20 protein-coding genes are annotated in these 21492 nt (G+C 72.2%); 12 read left to right on the top strand and 8 right to left on the bottom strand.

Annotated elements, in window-relative coordinates:
- Positions 1 to 3 precede the first annotated feature (3 nt).
- Complete coding sequence (locus tag AB3M83_RS11120) at positions 4 to 558, bottom strand: PH domain-containing protein (RefSeq protein ID WP_412948075.1); 555 nt, start codon at positions 556 to 558, stop codon at positions 4 to 6.
- Between the two features lie 68 nt (positions 559 to 626).
- Positions 627 to 1409, bottom strand: a complete 783-nt coding sequence (locus tag AB3M83_RS11115; protein WP_412948073.1) for a biotin--[acetyl-CoA-carboxylase] ligase — start codon at positions 1407 to 1409, stop codon at positions 627 to 629.
- Between the two features lie 121 nt (positions 1410 to 1530).
- Here AB3M83_RS11115 and AB3M83_RS11110 point away from each other — a divergent pair, with 121 nt between their 5' ends.
- Both AB3M83_RS11110 and AB3M83_RS11105 read left to right on the top strand, forming a co-directional pair.
- Positions 1531 to 3120 (top strand): acyl-CoA carboxylase subunit beta, encoded by a 1590-nt coding sequence (locus AB3M83_RS11110; protein ID WP_412948072.1) that lies wholly within the window; start codon positions 1531 to 1533, stop codon positions 3118 to 3120.
- A complete protein-coding gene (locus AB3M83_RS11105; protein WP_412948070.1) occupies positions 3117 to 3347 on the top strand; it encodes an acyl-CoA carboxylase subunit epsilon in 231 nt (76 codons plus the stop codon). The genes AB3M83_RS11110 and AB3M83_RS11105 overlap by 4 nt, the downstream gene beginning before the upstream one ends.
- A 212-nt stretch (positions 3348 to 3559) precedes the next feature.
- Here the strand turns inward: AB3M83_RS11105 and AB3M83_RS11100 are convergent, their stop codons facing one another.
- From AB3M83_RS11100 to AB3M83_RS11085, 4 genes are read right to left on the bottom strand one after another with little or no spacing between them, the layout of a single operon-like run.
- On the bottom strand, positions 3560 to 4624 hold the full coding sequence (locus AB3M83_RS11100) for a hypothetical protein (protein WP_412948069.1): 1065 nt from the start codon (positions 4622 to 4624) through the stop codon (positions 3560 to 3562).
- On the bottom strand, positions 4621 to 5832 hold the full coding sequence (locus AB3M83_RS11095; RefSeq protein WP_412948067.1) for a sensor histidine kinase: 1212 nt from the start codon (positions 5830 to 5832) through the stop codon (positions 4621 to 4623). The genes AB3M83_RS11100 and AB3M83_RS11095 overlap by 4 nt, the downstream gene beginning before the upstream one ends.
- Positions 5822 to 6484 (bottom strand): response regulator transcription factor, encoded by a 663-nt coding sequence (locus tag AB3M83_RS11090; protein ID WP_412948065.1) that lies wholly within the window; start codon positions 6482 to 6484, stop codon positions 5822 to 5824. The genes AB3M83_RS11095 and AB3M83_RS11090 overlap by 11 nt, the downstream gene beginning before the upstream one ends.
- Before the next feature lie 22 nt (positions 6485 to 6506).
- On the bottom strand, positions 6507 to 7760 hold the full coding sequence (locus AB3M83_RS11085; protein WP_412948063.1) for a class I SAM-dependent RNA methyltransferase: 1254 nt from the start codon (positions 7758 to 7760) through the stop codon (positions 6507 to 6509).
- A gap of 43 nt (positions 7761 to 7803) precedes the next feature.
- On the opposite strand from AB3M83_RS11085, the gene AB3M83_RS11080 reads away from it, so the two are divergent.
- From AB3M83_RS11080 to AB3M83_RS11070, 3 genes are all read left to right on the top strand, one after another.
- Positions 7804 to 8454 carry a Maf family protein gene (locus tag AB3M83_RS11080; RefSeq protein WP_412948061.1) on the top strand — a complete coding sequence of 217 codons (651 nt, stop codon included), beginning with the start codon at positions 7804 to 7806 and terminating at the stop codon, positions 8452 to 8454.
- Between the two features lie 78 nt (positions 8455 to 8532).
- Positions 8533 to 10311 carry an acetyl/propionyl/methylcrotonyl-CoA carboxylase subunit alpha gene (locus AB3M83_RS11075; RefSeq protein WP_412948059.1) on the top strand — a complete coding sequence of 593 codons (1779 nt, stop codon included), beginning with the start codon at positions 8533 to 8535 and terminating at the stop codon, positions 10309 to 10311.
- 41 nt (positions 10312 to 10352) lie between these two features.
- Complete coding sequence (locus tag AB3M83_RS11070; protein WP_412948058.1) at positions 10353 to 10832, top strand: hypothetical protein; 480 nt, start codon at positions 10353 to 10355, stop codon at positions 10830 to 10832.
- Between the two features lie 24 nt (positions 10833 to 10856).
- Here the strand turns inward: AB3M83_RS11070 and AB3M83_RS11065 are convergent, their stop codons facing one another.
- Positions 10857 to 12308, bottom strand: a complete 1452-nt coding sequence (locus AB3M83_RS11065) for an NAD(P)H-quinone dehydrogenase (protein ID WP_412948056.1) — start codon at positions 12306 to 12308, stop codon at positions 10857 to 10859.
- Between the two features lie 80 nt (positions 12309 to 12388).
- Between AB3M83_RS11065 and AB3M83_RS11060 the strand changes: the two genes are divergently transcribed.
- From AB3M83_RS11060 to AB3M83_RS11050, 3 genes are read left to right on the top strand one after another with little or no spacing between them, the layout of a single operon-like run.
- Positions 12389 to 13219: a purine-nucleoside phosphorylase gene (locus AB3M83_RS11060; protein ID WP_412948054.1), complete on the top strand. Its 831-nt coding sequence runs from the start codon at positions 12389 to 12391 to the stop codon at positions 13217 to 13219.
- Positions 13216 to 14880, top strand: coding sequence for a phospho-sugar mutase (locus tag AB3M83_RS11055; RefSeq protein ID WP_412948052.1), 1665 nt, complete (start codon positions 13216 to 13218; stop codon positions 14878 to 14880). Before AB3M83_RS11060 ends, AB3M83_RS11055 begins: the two co-directional genes overlap by 4 nt.
- 5 nt (positions 14881 to 14885) lie before the next feature.
- Positions 14886 to 15458 (top strand): GNAT family N-acetyltransferase, encoded by a 573-nt coding sequence (locus AB3M83_RS11050; RefSeq protein ID WP_412948050.1) that lies wholly within the window; start codon positions 14886 to 14888, stop codon positions 15456 to 15458.
- A 27-nt stretch (positions 15459 to 15485) separates the two neighbouring features.
- Here AB3M83_RS11050 and AB3M83_RS11045 read toward each other — a convergent pair whose 3' ends face one another.
- Positions 15486 to 17381 (bottom strand): BglG family transcription antiterminator, encoded by a 1896-nt coding sequence (locus AB3M83_RS11045; RefSeq protein ID WP_412948509.1) that lies wholly within the window; start codon positions 17379 to 17381, stop codon positions 15486 to 15488.
- Positions 17382 to 17524: 143 nt separating this feature from the next.
- Here AB3M83_RS11045 and AB3M83_RS11040 point away from each other — a divergent pair, with 143 nt between their 5' ends.
- Genes AB3M83_RS11040 through AB3M83_RS11025 form a run of 4 tightly spaced genes read left to right on the top strand, consistent with a single transcriptional unit; the run spans position 17525 to position 21423 of the window.
- Complete coding sequence (locus AB3M83_RS11040) at positions 17525 to 17857, top strand: PTS sugar transporter subunit IIB (RefSeq protein ID WP_412948048.1); 333 nt, start codon at positions 17525 to 17527, stop codon at positions 17855 to 17857.
- Positions 17854 to 18129 carry an HPr family phosphocarrier protein gene (locus tag AB3M83_RS11035; protein WP_412948046.1) on the top strand — a complete coding sequence of 92 codons (276 nt, stop codon included), beginning with the start codon at positions 17854 to 17856 and terminating at the stop codon, positions 18127 to 18129. Before AB3M83_RS11040 ends, AB3M83_RS11035 begins: the two co-directional genes overlap by 4 nt.
- A gap of 7 nt (positions 18130 to 18136) precedes the next feature.
- Positions 18137 to 19810 carry a phosphoenolpyruvate--protein phosphotransferase gene (gene ptsP, locus AB3M83_RS11030; protein ID WP_412948044.1) on the top strand — a complete coding sequence of 558 codons (1674 nt, stop codon included), beginning with the start codon at positions 18137 to 18139 and terminating at the stop codon, positions 19808 to 19810.
- Entirely contained in the window at positions 19807 to 21423 is a 1617-nt protein-coding gene (locus AB3M83_RS11025) for a PTS mannitol transporter subunit IIBC (RefSeq protein WP_412948042.1), read from the top strand. The genes ptsP and AB3M83_RS11025 overlap by 4 nt, the downstream gene beginning before the upstream one ends.
- Positions 21424 to 21492 lie beyond the last annotated feature (69 nt).

Here is a 21492-nt window from a genome sequence, read left to right as displayed (position 1 = left end):
CCGTCAGTGATCGGCGCCCGCCACGGGGATGCTGTGCGAATCGCGGTGGGCGAGGATCTGGCTCACCTCGACCTGGTCCGCAAGGGTCTCGTGGACGAGCCGCACCGAGGGGATGTCGACCAGCCGCACGGGCTCGTCGACCCCGTTCGCGAGGGTCAGCGTCCCGCTCCCCCACAGCCGCTGCAGCGGCCCGCGCCGCTCCGAGATCGTGTAGCCGCGGGCGTGCGAGACGTCGACGCGACGCCGGTGGACGAGCCCGCCGCGCTCGATCACGCGTCGGGTCGTCACGGTGTAGGTGTGCGAGAGCCACCGCAGGTACGGGATGACCACGAGGAACACCACGATCAGACCGCCCGCGCTCCACAGCATCCAGTCGGCGAAGGGCTCGACGAGGTTGCCGGTGAAGTAGCCCACCGCGCCGGCGGTCGCGATCAGGAGGATCGCCGGCCACAGCATCCGACGCGCGTGACGGCGGAACCGCGCGAGCTTCAGCTCGGGTGCGGCGCTGCCGGGCGCGGGCGTCCGAGGACGCCCGGAGTACGCGGTCGGCTGGGTCACCCCTTCATCATGGCGCCCGGCACGGACACGGGACGCCGCGGCACGCCGTTCCTCGGGACGCGCGCGGATCAGCGGACGTGGACCACGTCTCCCGCCGCGACGACGTGCTCGGTGCCGGCGGCGTCCACGACGAGGCGTCCATCCGGATCCAGCCGGACGGCCCGCCCGCGCAGCGTCGTCTCGTCGGGAAGGGTGACCGAGACCTCGGCGTCGATGGTGCCGCAGGCGGCGGCGACCTTCGCCCGGACGTCATCCATCCCGGCGCCGCCGACGGCGAGGGCGGCGATGCCGTCGCGGAGGCCGGTGAGGAAGTCGGCGAGCAGCCGATCCTCGTCGACCCGGCGGTTCAGCGCGGCGAACGAGGTCGCCGTCGGCACGGGCAGCTGGGCGGCGGTCATCGCGGTGTTGACCCCTGCGCCGACCACGACCGCATGCGGGTCGCCGGGCATGACCTCGGCGAGGATGCCGCTGATCTTCAGCCCGCCCACCAGGACGTCGTTCGGCCACTTGAGCGCGACATCGAGTCCGTCGCCCTGCGCGCGGACGGCCGCCCTCATCGCCTCGCCGGCGATGAGGGGGATCCAGCCTCGCGCCGCCACGGGGACGGCCTCGATCCGCAGGAGCACCGAGACGGCGAGCGCGCTGCCGGGCGGCGTCGTCCAGACGCGATCGAGGCGGCCGCGCCCCGCGGTCTGATCGCGGGTCACGAGGGCGGCGAGATGCGGGTGCCCGTCGGCGTCGTCGAACGCGTCGCGGAGGAGCTTCGCGTTGGTCGAGTCGACGGTCTCGATGACGTGCAGTCGGGGGCTGACCGCCGCTGCCAGGGGATATCCGTGCGCGGGAATCGACATGCCGTTCACCCTACGCGCCCCGTCCGCTCCGCTCCGGCCGGAGGGATGCCACAGCGGATCCGCCGTCGGGTTGTCGCATCTCGCCAACGATCGACCCGGGACGCTCGCTAGGGTGGAACGCGTGACCGATCAGCCCGACCTGTCCACGACCGCCGGCAAGATCGCCGACCTGCGTGCACGCTACGAAGAAGCCGTCATCTCCGCCGAGAGCATCGCTCAGGAGAAGCAGAGCAAGAAGGGCAAGCTCACCGCGCGGCAGCGCATCGAGCTGCTCGTGGACCCCGGGTCCTTCGTCGAGCTCGACGAGTACGTCCGCCACCGCACGTCCGCCTTCGGCATGGACCGCTCGCGCCCCTACGGCGACTCGGTCGTCACCGGGATCGGCACGATCCACGGCCGCACGGTGGCCGTGTACTCCCAGGACTTCACGACCTTCGGCGGGTCGCTCGGCGAGGTCGCCGGCGAGAAGATCATCAAGGTCATGGAGTTCGCGCTCCGCGGCGGGATGCCGATCATCGGCATCCTCGACTCGGGTGGCGCCCGCATCCAGGAGGGCGTCGTGGCGCTCGGCAAGTACGGCGAGATCTTCCGCCTGAACACCGCGGCATCCGGTGTCATCCCGCAGATCTCCCTCATCATGGGTCCCGCCGCGGGCGGAGCGGTCTACTCCCCCGCCCTCACCGACTTCGTCATCATGGTCGACAAGACCAGCCAGATGTTCGTGACCGGTCCCGACGTCATCAAGACCGTGACCGGCGAGGACGTCGGCATGGAGGAGCTCGGCGGCGCGTACACGCACAACACCCGCTCCGGCGTCGCGCACTACCTGGCCGAGGACGAGGACGACGCGATCGACTATGCGCGCACCCTCATCGGCTTCCTCCCCGACAACAACATGTCGGACGCCCCCGGGTACGAGAGCGCGTTCGAGTTCGAGACGACCGACAGCGACCGCTCGCTGAACGCGATCATCCCCGACTCGGCCAACCAGCCGTACGACATCCACGAGGTCATCTCCCACATCGTCGATGCGGGCGAGTTCCTCGAGGTGCAGCCGCTGTTCGCCCCGAACATCGTGATCGGCTTCGGCCGCGTCGAGGGGCGCACCGTCGGCATCATCGCCAATCAGCCCTCGCAGATGGCGGGAACGCTGAACATCGAGGCCGGCGAGAAGGCGAGCCGGTTCGTCCGGTTCTGCGACGCCTTCTCGATCCCGATCCTGACCCTCGTCGACGTCCCCGGCTACCTGCCCGGCACCGACCAGGAGTGGACCGGTGTGATCCGCCGCGGCGCGAAGCTCCTCTACGCCTACGCCGAGGCCACCGTGCCGCTCGTCACGGTGATCCTCCGGAAGGCGTACGGCGGTGCGTACATCGTGATGGGCTCGAAGCAGCTGGGCGCCGACATCAACCTCGCCTGGCCGACCGCGGAGATCGCGGTCATGGGCGGACAGGGCGCGGTCAACATCCTCTACCGCGGCGAGATCAGGCGCGCCGAGGAGGCCGGCGAGGACGTGGCGGCCGTCCGCACACGGCTCGCCAACGAGTACACCTACAACGTCGCGTCGCCCTTCCTCGCCGCCGAGCGCGGCGAGCTGGACGGGATCATCGAGCCCGCGCAGACACGGGTCGCGGTCGCGAAGGCGCTCCGCTCGCTGCGGGGCAAGCGCGCCAGCCTGCCGGCGAAGAAGCACGGTAACATCCCGCTATGACCGGGGGTGGGGAGGACATCGTCGGTGCGCTGCGCGTCGATGTGCACAGGGGCGATCCGACCGAAGAGGAGCTCGCGGCCGTCATCGCGGTCGTGACCGAGTCGTACGTGCGCGAGGCGTCGACGGCGATCGCCGAGGACGCCTCGGTCTCACCGTGGGCCGTGTCCGCGCGGGGGCCGCGCGCACCGCTGCGCCGCGACGTCCCCTGGGGGCGGTTCGCCGGCTGAGGGCCATGCCCGCCGGGAGAACGCTGGATTTGTCCCCCAAAGTACCTACAGACAACGTCGGCACGCTGGGCGAGACTTTAACCGCTGGAACGCTTCTGCGTTCGGCTGATCCGTATCCCTCAGAACGCGGATCGGCCATGCGAGCCGGTTTTCGGGTAACCGCTCGCTAGGCGAGGGGCGGGCGGCTTCGCCGCCCCTCGCCTTCCTCTTCGTCAGGCGTCGAGGTCGGAGATCGCCGCCGGCTCGTGTGGGATCTCGTGCCACAGGTCCACGACCTCCTCGTCGCCGGGATCGTCGCCGGGGTGCGACCGGCCCACCACCGTGACCGCCGTGCTCTCGTGCGGCGACGTGCGGATGTAGATGCGATCGGATGCCGCCCCCTCGAGCGCCCGGGCGAGGTGACCGCGGATCCGCTCCAGGGCCTCCTCGCTCACGCCGTCGAGGCCTCCCTCGTCGAGGACGGTGACGATGCTGCCGCGACGGCGGGCCTCGTGCAGCTTCGCGCGGACGGACTCGTCGAGCAGGCGCGGTCCGCGCAGCTCATCGCGCAGGGCGCCTTCGGCGAGCCTCGCCTCGTCGCGCTCTGCGGCGCTCAGTCGGCCGTCCGACTCGATCGTGCGCGTCAGCACGGGGCCGGCGAGGGCGAGCGCCTGCTGCACCCGCACGCGCCGTTCCCGGCGGCGCCCTTCCTGACTCGCGAGCCATTCCGACGAGCGCCGCTCGATCTCGGTCAGCTCCGCGGTGTCGAGGGCGGCACGGTCCACGAGACCCGTCAGCAGCTGCGCCGTGCCCACCCACACCGCCGCGCCGACGGCGCCGAGGGTCAGGGCGTTGACGGGCCCGATCCAGGCGGAGGAGGCGGCCGCGAGCATCACGACGCCGGCCCAGGCGACGAGGGGGCGACGCCGCACCATCACGATGGTGAGGAGCGCTCCGACGCCGCCGAGGGTCCAGGTGGCGAACGACTCGAGCCGCGCCGCCTCGGCCACGGAGTACCACGTCGCCGAGGGGATGACGGCGGTGGCGGCGAGGGCGAACACGCAGGCCCACACCGGCAACGGGGCCGATCGCTGCAGCACCGCCTCGCCGCCCCGGCGCGTCCGCGGTGCGGCCTCCCAGAAGATGCAGAGCCAGGTCGTGACGAGGTACAGGACCAGTGCCGCCACGAAGATGGCGGGCATGTCCACCCGTCCGGTCCACACCATCCCGCCGATCGCGAGATAGGCGGTGAAGACGACGGCGAGGATCGACAGCCCGGCGCGCACGCGGCCGGTCATCGCAGCTGCTCCCAGCGCAGCTCGACCGTCGTGCCGCGCGCGGAGCTGCGGATCCGGGTCTGGCCGCCCACGGCGGCGATGCGGGCGACGATCGACCCGCGGATGCCGAGGCGGTCATCCGGCACGAGCGCCGGATCGAACCCGGCGCCGGTGTCGGTGATGCGGACGACGATCCGTCGCACGTCCGCCCCCACCTCCACCCGCAGTCCCGCGCCGCCGGCGTGCTCGACGGCGTTCACGATCGCCTGGGCGCCGGCGAGGACGAGGGCGCGCGCGACGCGGCCGGGCAGCGTCCGCGCGTGCGCGCCGATGGCGGTGGCGACGGGGAGCGCGAAGCCGTGCTCGGCCGCCGCGGCGCGGAGTCCGTCCACGACGAATGCCGCCGGGACCGGGTCGTCGGGCCCCTCCTCGGCGTCGCGGTCGGTGTTCGCGAGGCGCGTGAGCGCCTCGCGCGCCATCGCGACCGCGAGATCCCGTTCGCGCGGGGTGGTCGCGCGCTCGGCGGCGATGAGCGCCGCCAGGACGCTGTCGTGCATGAGCGCCGCCACCGAGACGCGCTCCTGCTCGGCGGCATCGGCGGCCGCCGCGGCCGCGTAGGAGCGGACGGCGACCGCCCGGGCGTTGTCGAGGTCGGCGGCGAGCTGCCGGACCATGTAGGCGATGAGGATCATGACGACCCCGAGGATGATCGCGAACACGACCTGCCGGAGGATCGGGATGACGGCATCCGTTCCCCCGCCCAGTTGGATGAACCGGGCGACGCCGTACATCGCCGGCACCATCGCCGCCCACACGAACTGCAGGACGAGCGGGAACACGAGCGTCGTCGCGGCGGTCGCGACGTTGAGCAGGTACCAGATCCACGGCTCACCGGCGCCGAGCTCGACGCGGCCGGCGGCCGCGACCGGCCACGCGACGAGGACGAGGGGGAAGGCGATCGCCACCGCCGCGGCGAAGGGGCGGAACAGGAGCCCGACGATGCCCGCCACGATCATCAGGACGAGCGGCGCGAAGGCGACCAGCATCAGGATGATGCGCCAGACCGGTGCCTCCTGATGGGATGCCAGTGCGTTGAGGAACGCCTGGGTGCCCATCACGGCGCATCCCACCCCGACGACGAGTCCCAGGACGCGCTCGATGCGCGCCCGGGTGAAGACGGACGAGTCCGACGGGATCTCGAGGGAGCCCGCGGATGCCTCAGCCGTCACGGCCGCCGTTGCCCTCGGTGACCAGGCCGTCCTCCATGGCGCGGCGCAGCAGGTCGACCTTGGTCGGGGCGGGTCGGCCGACCTCGACGTACTTCACGCGCACACGCGTGATGTTCTCCTTGGCGGTGGAGTAGGCGATGCCGAGCCGGTCGGCGACCGCCTTGAGCGGCAGCCCCGCCGCGTAGAGCCGCAGCACGTCGCGCTCCCGTGCGGACAGCTGCGCGTTGGCGAAGGTGCGATCGCCTTCGATCGCGGACGCCCACTCGACGTTGTCGAGCGTGTCGCCGCGCGCGACGGTCGCGATCGCGGCGAGGACGTCGTCGATGCGGGACGCCTTGCTGATCACGCCGGCGGCTCCGGCGACGAGCGCTTCGCGCACGGCCGCCGGCCGGTCCGCGACGCTGTGGATGATCACGGGCGAGCCGTCCTGCACCAGGCCGGTCACGTTCTCGGTCACGGTCGCACCGTCGCCGAGGGTGAGGTCCAGCACGACGACGTCGGCGGGATGCTCCTGGGAGAAGAGCCGCCAGTCCAGGTAGGCGGCGACGCTCGCCCCCGAGAAGACGACCGCGGTGGTCCCGGAGCGGGCGCAGGCGGCTTCGAGACCGAGTCGGACCGACTCGTGGTCGTCGATGAGCGCCACGCGGATCATGCGGACAGACTACCCACCCCGCTCACCGCGTCAGGACGGCGACCGCCTCGACGTGATGCGAATTCGGGAACAGGTCGAAGGCCCGGACCGACGGCGTCGTGTAGCCGAGGTCCGCGAACGTCCCGAGGTCCCGCGCGAGCGCGACCGGGTCGCATGCGACGTAGACGATGCGCTCGGGCTGCAGCGCCGCGAGGCGCTCGACGACCTCCCGGCCGGCGCCGGCGCGGGGCGGGTCGAGGACGACCACCCCCCGCTGCAGCCGCTCCCGCTGGGCGGCGCCGGCAGCGCCCTCGAGTCCGCCGAGCCAGCGGTCGACGCGTCCCGTCTCGGCGCGTGCGCCGATCCACTCCGAGAGGTTCTCCCCGGCGTGCTCGGTGGCCCGCGGATCGGACTCCACCGACGTGACGCGGGTCTGCGGGCCGCCCGCCCGGGCGACGGCCGCCGCGAGCAGCCCCACCCCGCCGTACAGGTCGAGGTGCCAGGCGTCGGGGTCGACGGCATCCGTCACGGCGTCCGCGACGGCCTGGTGGAGCGTGGTCGCCGCGAGGCGGTGGACCTGCCAGAAGCCGCCGGCGTCGACCCGGAACTCGCGTCCGCCGGCGACCTCGACGACCGTCTCCCGCGCCGCGGGATCGATGACGGACCGGCGTGACGACGGCTTCTCGGGGCGCGGGATGACGCGCACGCGGCCGTCCCCCGGCTGGACGAGATCGAGTCGGCCGGGCGCCGCGGTCCGGGCCCGGGACGCCGCGGCGGCGATCGCGGCGGTCGCGAGCGGGAGGTCCTCGACCTCGATGACGCGGTGGCTGCGGGCGGCGAACGGTCCGACGCGACCGTCCGCATCGACGTGCAGGCTGACGCGGGTGCGCCATCCGGCGCCGTCGTCCGAGTCGTCGCCGAGCGGCGGCTCCATCGTGACGGGCAGGTCGGCGCGCGCGAACCGCTGCAGGGCGTCACGGACGACCGCGGTCTTGAGCTCACGCTGGTGGCCGAGCTCGATGTGGCCGAGATCGGCGCCGCCGGGACGGTCCTCGGGCGGGACCGTCACGTCGGCGGCGGCCCAGATGTGGGGCCGCCGGTGCGGCGACGCGTCGAGCACCTCGACCACGTCGCCGCGCCAGAACGACGTCTTCCGGGTGTCGGTGAGCCGCACGCGGACCCGCTCCCCCGGGATCGCGTCGGGCACGAAGACGACGCGGCCCTCGTGGCGCGCGACGAAGACACCGCCGTGCGCGACAGCGGTGATGTCGAGGTCGAGGAGGTCGCCGGGCTGCATCCTCCGATGCTGTCACACCCCGCCTGGGCAGTAGCGTGGCGGCATGCGCGTGTGCCTCGCCTCCACGTCCCCCGCCCGTCTCATGCTGCTGCGGCAGGCCGGCATCGAGCCGCTCACCCGCGCGCCCGGCGTCGACGAGGAGGCCGTGATCGCGGAGACCGAGGCGGTCGAGGGCCGCACCCTGCCGCCGCACGAGCACGTCCTCCTCCTCGCGCGCCGGAAGGCGGCGGACGTCGCGTCGGCGCTGTCGTTGGAGGGCTTCGACGGCATCGTCATCGGCGGCGACTCCATGTTCGAGCTGGACGGCGAGATCCTCGGCAAGCCGTACGAGCCGGATGCCGCCCGCTCGCGCTGGCACGCGATGCGCGGGCGCACCGGCGTGCTGCACTCGGGGCACAGCGTGTTCCGGGTGGCGCCCGGACACACTCCCCACGAGGCGCACGCCGTCGCCGAGGCATCCGTCACCTTCGCCGCCGACGTCACGGACGCGGAGATCGACGCGTACGTCGCGACGGGCGAACCGCTGCAGGTGGCGGGCGCGTTCACCGTGGACAGCCTCGGCGGCGCCTTCATCGAGCGCGTCGAGGGCGACCCCTCGACGGTCGTGGGGATGTCCCTGTCGACGGTGCGGGGCCTGGCCCGACAGCTCGGCGTCGAATGGACCTCGCTCTGGAACCGGCCCGCCGGGTCGTAGACTTCCCCAGACGTTCTCCGAGGTATCTTGTGCGAGTTATCCAAAGAGGGCGGCATATCCATGGGTAGGCTCGAACCCATGCCTCAGAGCGCGACGACCCGGATCTCCAAGGTGCTCATCGCGAATCGCGGTGAGATCGCCGTGCGCATCATCCGCGCCGCCCGTGACTCGGGCAAGGCGTCGGTCGCCGTGTACGCCGATCAGGACCGCGACGCGCTGCACGCCCGCCTCGCCGACGAGGCGTACGCACTGGACGGCGCGACGAGCGCCGAGACGTACCTCTCGATCGAGAAGATCCTCTCCGTGGCCCGCCGCTCAGGCGCCGACGCCGTGCACCCCGGCTACGGCTTCCTGGCCGAGAACGCCGAGTTCGCGCGCGCCGTCATCCGCGCCGGGCTCATCTGGATCGGTCCGAGCCCGGAGGCGATCGAGTCGCTCGGCGACAAGGTCACCGCGCGGCACGTCGCCGAGAAGGTGGGCGCTCCCCTCGCCCCCGGAACCCCTGGTCCCGTCGCCGGCGCGGACGAGGTCGTCGCGTTCGCCCGGGAGTACGGCATGCCCATCGCGATCAAGGCCGCGTACGGCGGCGGCGGCCGCGGCCTGAAGGTCGCACGCGAGTTCGACGAGATCGAGGAGCTGTTCGAGTCCGCGACGCGTGAGGCCATCACCGCGTTCGGCCGCGGCGAGTGCTTCGTGGAGAAGTACCTCGACAAGCCCCGCCACGTCGAGACGCAGTGCCTCGCGGATGCCGCCGGCACGGTGGTGGTCGTCTCGACGCGCGACTGCTCGCTGCAGCGGCGCCACCAGAAGCTCGTGGAAGAGGCACCGGCCCCGTTCCTCAGCGACGAGCAGAACGCGATCCTCTACGCCTCGTCGAAGGCGATCCTCAAGGAGGTCGGCTACGTCGGTGCCGGGACCTGCGAGTTCCTGATCGGCGCCGACGGGACCATCTCCTTCCTCGAGGTGAACACGCGCCTCCAGGTCGAGCACCCGGTGTCCGAGGAGGTCACCGGAATCGACCTCGTGCGCGAGCAGTTCCGCCTCGCCGAGGGCGGCACCCTGGACTACGACGACCCCGCGCCCGTCGGCCACTCGTTCGAGTTCCGCATCAACGGCGAGGACCCCGGCCGCGGCTTCCTGCCCGCCCCGGGCAGCATCCACGTCTTCAAGACCTTCGGCGGACCCGGCGTCCGCCTCGACTCCGGTGTGACCGCGGGCGACGCCGTCTCGGGCGCCTTCGATTCCCTGCTCGGCAAGCTCATCGTCACCGGCCGCACCCGCGAGGAGGCCCTCGAGCGGTCCCGGCGCGCCCTCGACGAGTTCGAGGTCGCCGGCATGCCGACCGTCATCCCGTTCCACCGCAAGGTCGTCCGCGACCCGGCCTTCACAGCGGAGGGCGGCTTCGGCGTCTACACGCGGTGGATCGAGACGGAGTTCCACAACGACATCCCGGTGTGGGACGGCGAAGCCGGCCCCGCAGCGGAGTCCGAGTCGCGTCACACCGTCGTCGTCGAGGTCGCCGGCAAGCGCCTGGAGGTGAGCCTCCCCGACCGGATCGCGCACTCGCCCGCCGCGGTCGGCCGCCCCGCAGCCGTCCCGCCCTCCCGCCGGTCCCACGCGACGACCGCGATGGCCGGCGCGAGCGGCGACGCGGTGGCATCGCCCATGCAGGCCACCATCGTGAAGATCGCCGTCGAGGACGGCCAGCAGGTGATCAAGGGTGACCTCGTTGTCGTCCTCGAGGCGATGAAGATGGAGCAGCCCATCCAGGCCCACAAGGACGGCGTCGTCGGCTCGATCAACGCGGAGCCCGGCACGACCGTGGCCGCCGGTCACCAACTGCTCACGATCTCCTGATCCCGCGTGCCCGCCGGAGCGGGGTGGCATAGCGTGTGCCCATGAAGGGTTTCCGCCGGGCCGGTCTTGCGACATCGGCCGCCGTCCTGCTGCTGTGCGGGTGCGCCGCGACCCCCGAGGTCGATCTCGACGCCGCGCGAGAGTGGCTGGACACCGTGGCGGCCGAGTCGTCGGACGGACCGGGCGACGCCGGGACGGCCGGGATGCGCATCGGTCCCGCGACGGGCGGGGATCGCCCGGACGACGGCATCCGACTGGACTACGAGGCGCCGACGCAGGTGGTGCGGGTCGACGCCCGATGCTTCGGCGGCGACGGTGTCACGGCCGAGGTGACGATCACCGTGTTCCCGGCCGAGCAGTCGAGCTCCTCCCGCGCCGTCACCGACATCCCCTGCGACCGCGAGGCGCACGGGATCGCCGTCGACACCGGGCCCGCCGAGGCGATCCGCATCGACGCGAGCGCCGACGCGGAGACCTACCTGCACGCCACGGTCATCCAGGAGCTGGTCGTCGAACGCTGACCCGCTGCGCCGCAGCGGAAGCGGTCAGGAGAAGGTGTCCTCGTCCCGGCCGACCTGGTGCATGGCTCGCGTGGCATCCGTGATGCTGCCCGTCAGCGACGGGAAGACCGCGAAGACGCGCGAGAGCTGGTCGACGGTCAGGCGCCGCTCCACCGCGATGGCGATCGGGTAGATCAGGTCCGAGGCGCGGGGCGCGACGATCACGCCGCCGATCACCGTCCCGGACCCCTCTCGCGCGATGATCTTCACGAAGCCGTCCTTGACGCCCATCATCTTGGCGCGGGCGTTGGCGGCCAGCGGCAGCTTGTGCACGTAGCCGTTCACCGCACCCGAGGCGATGTCGCTCTCCTGCCGGCCGACGGTCGCGATCTCGGGGGCGGTGAAGATGTTCGCCGTCACGCGGTGCCGCTCGAGCGGGATGACGGTGTCGCCGAGCGCGTGGAACACGGCCATCCGGCCCTGCATCGACGCGACCGAGGCGAGCGGCAGGAAAGTGGTGCAGTCGCCGGCGGCGTAGATGTTCGGCACCGACGTGCGGGCGACCCGGTTGACCTGGATGTGCCCGGAGTCCGTCAGCTGCACACCGGCCTCCTCCAGGCCGATGCCGGCGGTGTTCGGGACCGAACCCACGGCCATGAGGCAGTGACTGCCCTCGACCGTGCGGCCGTCGCTCAGCGTGGCGATGACGCCGTCCGCGGTCCGCTCCACCTTCTGGGCACGCGACTTGGAGAGGACGGTCATGCCGCCGCGGGTGAAGACCTTCTCGATGACGGCGGCGGCGTCGGAGTCCTCGCCGGGAAGCACCTGGTCGCGGCTGGAGATGAGCGTCACCTCGGCGCCGAGGTTCATGTAGGCGGAGGCGAACTCCGCACCCGTCACACCCGAGCCGACCACGATCAGGTGCTCGGGAAGCGTCTTCATGTTGTAGAGCTGCGTCCAGGTGAGGATGCGCTCGCCGTCGGGCTTGGCGCTGTCGAGCTCGCGCGGCGCGGCGCCGACCGACACGACGAGGGTGTCGGCCTCGATGCGGTCGAAGTCCGTGCCGTCGGGCCCCGTCGACGCGATGACGGCGTGCGTTCCGTCGAGGCGGCCGTGACCCGAGATGATCCGGACGCCGGCATCCACCAGCTGCGCCCGCATGTCGTCGGACTGCTGCCGCGCCAACGACAGCACGCGCTTGTTGACCGCCGCGAGATTGATGGCGATCTCCGGCTTGAGCGGCTTGCCGTTGTCGCCGCGGGCGAACAGCTGCACGCCGAGGTCCGAGGCGCCGCGGGTCGCGACGGCGGCGTCGGCCGTCGCGATCAGGGTCTTCGACGGGACGACATCGGTGATGACCGCGGACCCGCCGACACCGGCACGCTCGACGAGAGTGACATCCGCGCCGAGCTGGGCGGCCGCGAGTGCCGCTTCATAGCCGCCAGGCCCGCCGCCGATGATCGCGACGCTCTGGGTGGTTTCGAAGCTCACAGACATGATGTCCATTCTCTCCCAGCACGCGAGCGTCGCGCGCCTCAATCTCGTCCGGATCCGCTCCGACTTCCTAAAGTGGACCCATGTCCGATTACAGCAACCCGCTCGACGACCCCTCCGCCGACCCGTTCGAGGTCGCCGCCACCGCGGCCGCCGACATCGCCCGGCTGACCGGCGTCGAGCGCCACGACATCGCCCTGACGCTCGGCAGCGGATGGGGCAAGGCCGCCGAGCTCATCGGCGAGACGACGGCCACGATCGACGCCACCGAGGTGACCGGGTTCAGCCGACCGGCCCTCGCCGGGCACGTCGGCTCGCTCCGCAGCATCCTCACCGCGACGGGCCGTCGCGTCCTCGTCATCGGCGCGCGCACCCACTACTACGAGGGCCACGGCGTCCGCCGTGTCGTGCACAGCGTGCGCACCGCCGCCGCGGCCGGGGCGCGGACGATGGTGCTCACCAACGGCGCCGGCGGGATCAAGCCCGCCTGGCAGCCCGGCCAGCCCGTCCTCATCAGCGACCACCTCAACCTCACCGCGGACTCCCCGCTCGAGGGCGCCACGTTCGTCGATCTCACGGACCTCTACTCCACCCGCCTGCGCGACGTCGCCCGCAGCGTCGACCCGACGCTCGACGAAGGCGTGTACTGCCAGTTCCGCGGCCCGCAGTACGAGACCCCCGCGGAGGTGCGCATGGCGAAGACGCTGGGCGGGCACATCGTCGGCATGTCCACCGCCCTCGAGGCGATCGCCGCGCGGCAGGCGGGCATGGAGGTGCTCGGCTTCTCCCTCATCACGAACATGGCGGCCGGCATCCAGACGACACCGCTCAGCCACCAGGAGGTCATCGACGCGGGCCGCGAGGCCGAGCCCGTCATCTCCGACCTCCTCGCCCGCGTGATCGGCGCACTGTGAACGCCGCGATCGTCGACGTCGCCCGCTCCTGGCTCGCCCAGGACCCCGATCCGGAGACGCGCGCGGAGCTGAGCGACCTGATCGCCCGCGCCGACGCCGGCGACGCCGCCGCGCATGCGGATCTGCACGGCCGCTTCGACACCCGGCTGGCCTTCGGCACGGCCGGTCTGCGCGGCGCCCTCGGGGCCGGGTCGAACCGGATGAACCGCGTGCTGGTCGGTCAGGCGGCGGCGGGCTTCGCCGCCTACCTGCGCGAGAACGCGACGGATGCCACCGCCTCCGTGGTCATCGGCTACGACGGCCGCCGGAACTCCGACGTGTTCGCCCGCGACAGCGCGGAGATCTTCGCGGGCGCGGGGCTCCGCGCCATCCTGCTCCCGCGCCTGCTGCCCACGCCCGTGCTCGCGTTCGCGGTGCGCCACCTGGGAGCGTCCGCGGGCGTCATGGTGACGGCATCCCACAACCCGCCCGACGACAACGGCTACAAGGTGTACCTCGGCGGGCCCGACGAGGGGTCGCAGATCGTCGCACCCGCCGATCGGGACATCGCCGCGCACATCGCGGCCGTCGCCGACCGCGCCGACCTCGGCTCGGTCCCCCGGTCGGAGGACTACGAGATCGCCGATGAATCCGTGATCGACGCGTACGTGGCCGCGACCGCGATGGTCGCACCTGCGCCGGCGGGAGCGGCGGGCATGCGGTGGGTCTACACCGCGATGCACGGCGTGGGCCATGAGACGCTGAGCCGCATCCTGTCCGTGTCCGGCTACCCCACCCCCGCCGTCGTGGAGGCGCAGATCGAGCCGGACGGCCGCTTTCCGACGGTCGCCTTCCCGAACCCGGAGGAGCCGGGCGCGATGGACCTGTCGTACGAGGCGGCCCGCGCCGCGGGAGCGGAGTTCATCCTCGCGAACGACCCCGACGCCGACCGGCTGGCCGTCGCGATCCCGGATGCCGGGACGCCCGAGGGCTGGCGCCGGCTCACCGGCAATGAGGTCGGCCTCCTGCTCGGCTGGCGCGCGGCCCGCACCACCGGCGCCGGGACGCTCGCGTGCTCCCTGGTGTCCTCGCCGGGGTTGCAGACGGTCGCCGAGCACTACGGGCTCGGCTTCGAGGCGACCCTCACCGGGTTCAAGTGGATCTCGCGCGCGCCGAATCTCGTGTTCGGGTTCGAGGAGGCGCTCGGCTACCTCGTGAACCCCGGAACCGTGCGCGACAAGGATGGGATCTCTGCGGCGATCGCGGTCCTCGGCCTCGCTGCGGAGGCGCGCGAGGAGGGAAGGACCCTGGCCGATCTGCTGGACCAGTTCAGCGAGACGTTCGGCTACTTCGCGAGCGGCCAGGTCTCGATCCGGGTCGACGACGTCTCGGTCATCGGCCGCCTCATGGCTGCGCTCCGCGCGGCCCCGGCCGCGATGATCGGCGAGGTCGCGGTCGAGCGCATCGACGACCTGCTCCCCGCCGCCCCCGGCGAGCCGTCCGGCGACGTGCTGCGGCTGTGGCTGGCCGACGGGTCGCGCGTCATCGTGCGCCCGAGCGGCACCGAGCCGAAGCTCAAGGCCTACCTCGACGTCCGCGGCGAGTCGGCCGCCGACGCAGCCGGACGTCTCGCGGGGCTCGACGCCGGCGTGCGGGCGCTGCTCGGCGCCGCTCAGGGGTGATCCCCGTGCTGTTCACCGACCCGGTCCCGCTCGAGAACGAGCACGTGCGGCTCGAGCCGCTCACGCCCGCGCACGCCGAGGACCTGACCGACGCCCGCACCGGGCTCGAGTACGCCTGGTACACGGCGGTCCCGGCATCCGTCCCCGACGAGATCGACCGGCGACGGGCCGAGCATCGCGACGGCCGGATGAACCCCTGGGCCGTCGTCGTCGACGGGCGCGCGGTCGGCATGACGACCTTCTGCGACATCGACCAGGCCAACCGGCACGTCGAGATCGGGTACACCTGGCTGTCCCCGTCGGTGCAGCGGACGGCCGTCAACAGCGCCGCGAAGCTCCTGCTGCTCGAGCACGCGTTCGAGCGCTGCGACGCGATCGCCGTGGAGTTCCGGACGGCCTGGCACAACCGGCAGTCGCGGGCCGCGATCGAGCGGCTCGGGGCGAAGCAGGACGGAGTGCTCCGCAATCACCGGCTCGGTCCCGAGGGGAGCCTCCGTGACACCGTGGTGTACTCGATCCTCCCGCACGAGTGGCCCGGCGTGCGGCTACGGCTGCAGGCGGCGATCGACCGGCGCTGACGCGCGGACGGCCCGGGCACGGGCGGATCAGCCGTCGACGACCGCGACCAGCTCGTCGAGGAAGGCGCCGAACGTCGTCCCGCGCCGCACGATGCGCTGCACGCTGTCGCGCTCGCTGAACACCTCGACGAGCTGCTCGAACACGGTCTGGAAGGCCTCGCGGTCGGACTCCGAGAAGGCGACCATCGCGACGACCTGCACGCGCTGGCCGCCCCACCGGATCGACGGGTCCGCCAGCCCGACCGCGATGGCCGTGCGGGTCGCGGTCATGCCGAGCGCATGCGGGACGGCGAGCGCGTCGGTGAACGCCGTCGACGACATCCGCTCCCGTTCGAGCGTCCGCGACACGTAGTCGTCGCCGATCACCCCCTGGGCGACCAGCAGTCCGCCGAGCTCGCCGATGACGCTCTCCTCGTCCGCACCGGGCGCGAGGCGCGGCACGAAGGCGTCCGGCGAGAAGTACCGCTCCAGCTCCGCGCGCAGCCCGGCGAGCCGGCGCGCGCGGCGGGCGCGCGAGGCCGCGGCCTGCACGCGCTCGACGTCGCTCTCGGTGAGGAACGGCTGCACGCGGACGACCCGCTCGGCGTGCGTCGGCGGGTCGATCGTCGTCAGGACCAGGTCGGTGTCGATCCCGCCCCAGTCCGGGTCGGCTCGGGTCTCGACCGAGACCACCTCGATCTCCCGTCCCAGCGCACGGTCGATGCTCGCGTGCAGGAGCTCGTGCATCTCGTAGTACCCGGGGCACACGAGCGTCGCCGTGAGCAGTCGTGCGGCACTGCGGGAGCGCTCCAGCCGGCCGCCCACGTGCATCGCGATGTAGGCGATCTCGTCCTCGTACAGCGGCGCCCCGATGAGCTCCCGCAGCTCTTCGGCGATGTAGACGGCGACCTCGAAGATCATCGGGTAGCTCGACTTCAGCGACCGGGTCAGTGCGTTCCGCGACCAGGCGCGCTCCTGCGCGCGGTGGCGCAGGTTCTGCACGTGGAGGGCCAGGCGCAGCGCGAAGTCCTCATGATCGATGTCGACGAGGAACTCGGATGCCGCACGCGCGACCGTCCCGCGGACCGCGCGCTCGATGTCGGGATCGAGCCGGTCGCGGATCACCGCGTCGGGCTCTGCCGCACCGGGGGCGACGACGCGGGTCTGCACGAGGGCGGCGAGGTGGTCGCGGTCGCCCTCGCCGAGCCGGACGTCGAGATGCCGGCGGGCCAGCCGGTCGAGCAGCTCGCCGATCGTGGTCCGCGCCGCCGAGGGCAGCGCCCCGCCGGCATCGAGGGCATGCCCGCGGCTCACGCGGTCGGCGGTGATGGCGATGTGCATCATGACGTCGCCGATCCCGAACTCGTTGACGAGATAGCCGAGGTCGCCGAGGCCCGCGACGAGGTCGGCTTTGAAGGCCACGAGCGCCGTCGTGTCGGCCGCGGTCTCGCCGAGGGCTCGCCGGAGCGCGCGCAGGTCGAAGGAGCCCTGCTCCATCTCCTCGTGCGCGAGCCGGCTGAGCAGGCGTCGCTGGGCGGTCTCCGTGCCGAGGAGGCGGACGCGTGACGCGGACCGCTCGAGGGTCAGCTGCGTTCCGCCGAGCAGGGCGCGGACCCGGCCGAGGTCGGCGTCGAGCGTGGCCTCGCTCACGAAGAAGGCCTCCGCCGTCTCGTGGACATCGATGCCGTCGGGAGCGTCGAGGATTCGGCGGACCAGCCGGTGCAGGCGGTCGCGGGGTGTCGCATCGGCCGTCCCGGCCTGCACGGCGTGCGGCGCACCGCCGCCCGCCCGGTATCCGGCGGGACCCGACTCCACGGCATCCGCACCCGGCACGCGGGCGTTGAGGGCGGCGACGTAGGAGCGGATGCTGCGCGGCGTCACGCCCACGAGGTCCGCGAGCTCGCTCGCGGTGCGCCAGGTGGCCTCCCGGGTCAGGAGCGCCATGACGCGGTCCTGTCTCGCCCGGCTCACGGGGTCCAGTCAACCACGGGCCGGGCCCGGAAGGTTTCCTCCCCCGCGGAAGAACGATGAGTTGTCCCCGGCTGGGAGCCGGATGAGAATGGCGAGAGGAACAAGGAGGCGGATCGATGAAGATCCTCGTCGTCTGCGGCGCTGGTGCGTCGAGCACGTTCGTCGCCCAACGGGTGCGCGCCGCCGCGCAGCGCCAGGCGAGGACCGTGGTCGTCGCGGCCGGGACCCCCGGCATGATCGCCGCGGAGGTCGACGCAGGGGACGTGGTGCTGATCGGTCCGCATCTGCGTTCCGCGCTCCCCGGGCTGCGCGCCGACGCCGCCGGCCGGGGTGCACACGCCGTGCTGCTGCCGGCAGACATCTTCGACGACCGGGACGGCTCCCGGACGCTCGCCCTCGCGGACGAGTGCGTCGCCCCCGCCGCCCCGACCGAAAGGACACCCCGATGACCGCTCAGGCCACGCGCACGGTGCGCATCGGCTCGGCGAACGGGTTGCACGCCCGTCCGGCGAAGCTCTTCGCACAGGCGGCGAAGGAGGCCGGCGCCGCGGTCACCGTCGCGAAGGGCTCGGGCGCCCCCGTCAACGCCGCGAGCATCCTCAGCGTCATCTCGCTCGGCGCGGAGTACGGCGACTACGTGACGCTGACCGCCGAGGGCGAATCCGCCGAGCGGGTGCTCGACACCCTGACCGAACTGCTCACCACCGATCACGATGCTTGAGGGAACCATGACAGAGCTCCGCGGAGTCGGAATCGGCCTGGGCGTCGCCCACGGCCCCATCGCCCGGATGGCAGAACCCCTGCCCGCACCCGAGGACACCCCGAGCACGGCGACCGTCGACGAGGAGACCGCGCGCGTGCAGGACGCGATCGCCGCGGTGGCGCGCGATCTGGAGAGCCGCGGCGAGACCGCCGGCGGCGCGGCGCAGGAGGTCCTCGAAGCGCAGGCGATGATGGCCGAGGACCCGGCCCTCGAAGAGGAGGTCGCCTCGCGTCTGGCGGCCGGCAGGACCGCCGAGTTCGCGGTCTTCGACGCCTTCGCATCGTTCCGCGACACCCTCAGCGCCATGGGCGGCTACCTCGGCGAGCGCGCCGCCGACCTCGACGACGTCGCGCAGCGCGTCATCGCCCACCTGCGGGGTCTTCCCGCCCCGGGCGTCCCCGACCCCGGGCATCCGTTCGTCCTCGTCGCGAAGGATCTCGCTCCGGCCGACACCGCCCTGCTCGATCTCGACAAGGTGCTGGCTCTCGTGACCACCGAGGGCGGACCCACCTCGCACACCGCGATCCTCGCGCGTGAGAAGTCGATCGTCGCGGTCGTCGGCGTGCAGGGCGCCGCCGACCTCGCCGAGGGCGAGACGGTCATCGTGGATGCCGCGCAGGGCACGGTGGCGACGTCGCCGAGCGACGACGACATCGCGCAGGTGGAGCGCCGGAAGGCCGATCGGGCCGCTGCCGCCTCCGCCCCCATCACCCCGGGCGCCCTCGCCGACGGCACCGCCGTACCTCTCCTGGTGAACCTCGGCAAGCCGGACGGCGCGGCCGCAGCGGTGGAGCTGGGTGCCGAGGGCGTGGGGCTGTTCCGCACCGAGTTCCTGTTCCTCAGCTCGGCGCAGGCGCCGACCGTCGAGGAGCAGACCGCGGCGTACACGCAGCTGCTGCAGGCGTTCCCGGGCAAGAAGGTCGTCGTCCGCGCGCTGGATGCCGGCGCCGACAAGCCGCTCGCCTTCCTCAACGACGCCCACGAGGAGAACCCGGCGCTGGGCCTGCGCGGCCTGCGCGCGCTGCGCGCCAGCGAGGACATCCTCCGCGAGCAGCTCACCGCCCTCGCGAACGCGGATGCCGCCACCGACGCGGACCTGTGGGTCATGGCCCCGATGGTCTCCACCGTCGAGGAGACGGAGTACTTCGTGCGCATCGCGAAGGAGTACGGCATCAAGACCGCCGGTGTCATGGTCGAGGTGCCCTCGCTCGCGCTGCTGGCCGACAAGGTGCTGGCCGTCGCCGACTTCGCCTCGATCGGGACGAACGACCTCACCCAGTACACCCTCGCCGCCGATCGCCTGCTCGGGTCGGTGGCCTCGTTCCAGGACCCCTGGCATCCCGCCGTGCTCCAGCTCGTCCAGGCGACCGGTGAGGGCGGCCGCCGCCGCGGCAAGCCCGTCGGCATCTGCGGCGAGGCGGCGGCGGACCCGCTGCTCGCCGTCGTCCTGGTCGGCCTCGGCGCGACCACCCTCTCGATGGCCCCGACGGCGCTGGCCGACGTCCGCGCCACCCTGCTCGACCACAGCCTGGACGATGCGCGTCGCATCGCCTCGGCAGCCCTCGCCGCGTCGGACGCGGCATCCGCCCGAGCCGCAGCCCAGGAGGCTGCGGCGCACCCGAAGGAGAACCAGCAATGACAACGACGTCCACTCGCAACGCGGGGGTGAACAGGGCACGAGTCGGAGTGCAGCGCTTCGGCACGTTCCTGTCCGGCATGATCATGCCGAACATCGCCGCCTTCATCGCATGGGGATTCATCACCATGCTGTTCATCCCCGACGGCTTCTTCGGAGCGAACAGCCCCTTCGGGTGGCACTGGTTCCCCGTGGCCGAGATCCTGGGCGGAGGCGGCGACGTCGCCGCCATCGGCTGGGAAGGCGCGCGCACCCAGCTCGCCGAAGGCGACAGCGGCACCTTCACCTCCTATGTGGGCCTCGTCGGGGCGATGGTGACCTACCTCCTGCCCCTGCTGATCGCGAACACCGCGGGCCGCATGGTCTACGACGCCCGCGGTGGCGTCGTGGCGACGATCGCCACCATGGGTGTCATCGTCGGCACCGACATCCCGATGTTCCTCGGCGCGATGATCATGGGCCCGCTCGCGGCCTGGGTCACCAAGCAGATGGACAAGCTCTGGGACGGCAAGATCAAGCCCGGCTTCGAGATGCTGGTCAACAACTTCTCCGCCGGCATCCTGGGCATGTTCCTGGCCATCTTCGGCTTCTTCGCCTTCGGGCCGATCATGCTCGGCGTGAGCGCCTTCCTCGGCGGCATCGTCGATTGGCTGGTCTCGCTCAGCCTCCTCCCGCTGCTGTCGATCGTGGTGGAGCCGGCGAAGGTCCTCTTCCTCAACAACGCCATCAACCACGGCGTGTTCACCCCGCTCGCGCTCCAGCAGGTGGAGGACACGGGCAAGTCGATCCTCTTCCTCATCGAGGCGAACCCCGGGCCCGGTGTGGGCCTCCTGCTGGCATTCACGTTCTTCGGCGTGGGCCAGGCGAAGGCGTCGGCTCCCGGTGCGGCGATCATCCAGTTCCTCGGCGGCATCCACGAGATCTACTTCCCGTACGCCCTGAGCAAGCCGGCCACGATCCTCGCCCTCATCGCCGGTGGCGCCACCGGTGTCACCACGAACATGCTCCTCGGTGGCGGACTGCAGTTCCCCGCGGCCCCCGGCAGCATCATCGCCGTCAGCGCGGCCGCCATCGGTGCGGGAGTGCCGAACCTGCTGGTGGTGTACCTGTCGGTCGTGCTTTCCGCGGCGGTCACGTTCCTCATCACCGGCGTCATCCTGCGGGCGTCCCGCAAGCGGGACCTCGCCGCAGAGAGCGACAGCTTCGACGCGGCGATCGCGCAGACCGAGGCGAACAAGGGCAAGAAGTCCGAGTACCTCGGCGGCCTGCGCAGCGACCAGGCCGGCGCGGGCGCCGGTTCGGCCGCCGTGACGACCGACCGTCAGGTGCAGAACGTCGTCTTCGCCTGCGACGCGGGCATGGGGTCGTCCGCCATGGGCGCCAGCGTGCTGCGCAACAAGTTTAAGAAGGCGGGCATCGAGGGTGTGACGGTCACGAACAAGGCCATCGCGAGCCTCGAGCCGTCGGCAGACCTGGTCATCACCCAGGCCCAGCTGACGGATCGGGCGCGCGGGGTGACCCCGGACTCGATCCACGTGTCGGTCGACAACTTCATGAACTCGCCGAAGTACGACGAGGTCGTCGAGATGGTGCGCCGCCAGCACGACGGCGCCTGATGCGGACCGCTGCGGGGTCGGAGACAATGGTCCCGGCCCCGCAGCCCTCGTTTTCCACCCACACAGCAG

Source organism: Microbacterium pasadenense (assembly GCF_047246565.1).
Lineage (GTDB): Bacteria > Actinomycetota > Actinomycetes > Actinomycetales > Microbacteriaceae > Microbacterium.
The sequence above is the reverse complement of the archived record's forward strand: the minus strand, read 5'-3'. Positions and strand labels throughout refer to the sequence as shown.

Coding starts and splice junctions, on each gene's coding strand:
- AB3M83_RS11090 (WP_412948065.1), bottom strand. CDS start 6,484: ATGATCCGCGTGGCGCTCATCGACGACCACGAGTCGGTCCGACTCGGT.
- AB3M83_RS11100 (WP_412948069.1), bottom strand. CDS start 4,624: ATGACCGGCCGCGTGCGCGCCGGGCTGTCGATCCTCGCCGTCGTCTTC.
- AB3M83_RS11060 (WP_412948054.1), top strand. CDS start 12,389: ATGTCCGATTACAGCAACCCGCTCGACGACCCCTCCGCCGACCCGTTC.
- AB3M83_RS11040 (WP_412948048.1), top strand. CDS start 17,525: ATGAAGATCCTCGTCGTCTGCGGCGCTGGTGCGTCGAGCACGTTCGTC.
- AB3M83_RS11080 (WP_412948061.1), top strand. CDS start 7,804: ATGCGCGTGTGCCTCGCCTCCACGTCCCCCGCCCGTCTCATGCTGCTG.
- ptsP (WP_412948044.1), top strand. CDS start 18,137: ATGACAGAGCTCCGCGGAGTCGGAATCGGCCTGGGCGTCGCCCACGGC.
- AB3M83_RS11065 (WP_412948056.1), bottom strand. CDS start 12,308: ATGTCTGTGAGCTTCGAAACCACCCAGAGCGTCGCGATCATCGGCGGC.
- AB3M83_RS11105 (WP_412948070.1), top strand. CDS start 3,117: ATGACCGGGGGTGGGGAGGACATCGTCGGTGCGCTGCGCGTCGATGTG.
- AB3M83_RS11025 (WP_412948042.1), top strand. CDS start 19,807: ATGACAACGACGTCCACTCGCAACGCGGGGGTGAACAGGGCACGAGTC.
- AB3M83_RS11085 (WP_412948063.1), bottom strand. CDS start 7,760: ATGCAGCCCGGCGACCTCCTCGACCTCGACATCACCGCTGTCGCGCAC.
- AB3M83_RS11045 (WP_412948509.1), bottom strand. CDS start 17,381: ATGGCGCTCCTGACCCGGGAGGCCACCTGGCGCACCGCGAGCGAGCTC.
- AB3M83_RS11070 (WP_412948058.1), top strand. CDS start 10,353: ATGAAGGGTTTCCGCCGGGCCGGTCTTGCGACATCGGCCGCCGTCCTG.
- AB3M83_RS11115 (WP_412948073.1), bottom strand. CDS start 1,409: ATGTCGATTCCCGCGCACGGATATCCCCTGGCAGCGGCGGTCAGCCCC.
- AB3M83_RS11075 (WP_412948059.1), top strand. CDS start 8,533: ATGCCTCAGAGCGCGACGACCCGGATCTCCAAGGTGCTCATCGCGAAT.
- AB3M83_RS11035 (WP_412948046.1), top strand. CDS start 17,854: ATGACCGCTCAGGCCACGCGCACGGTGCGCATCGGCTCGGCGAACGGG.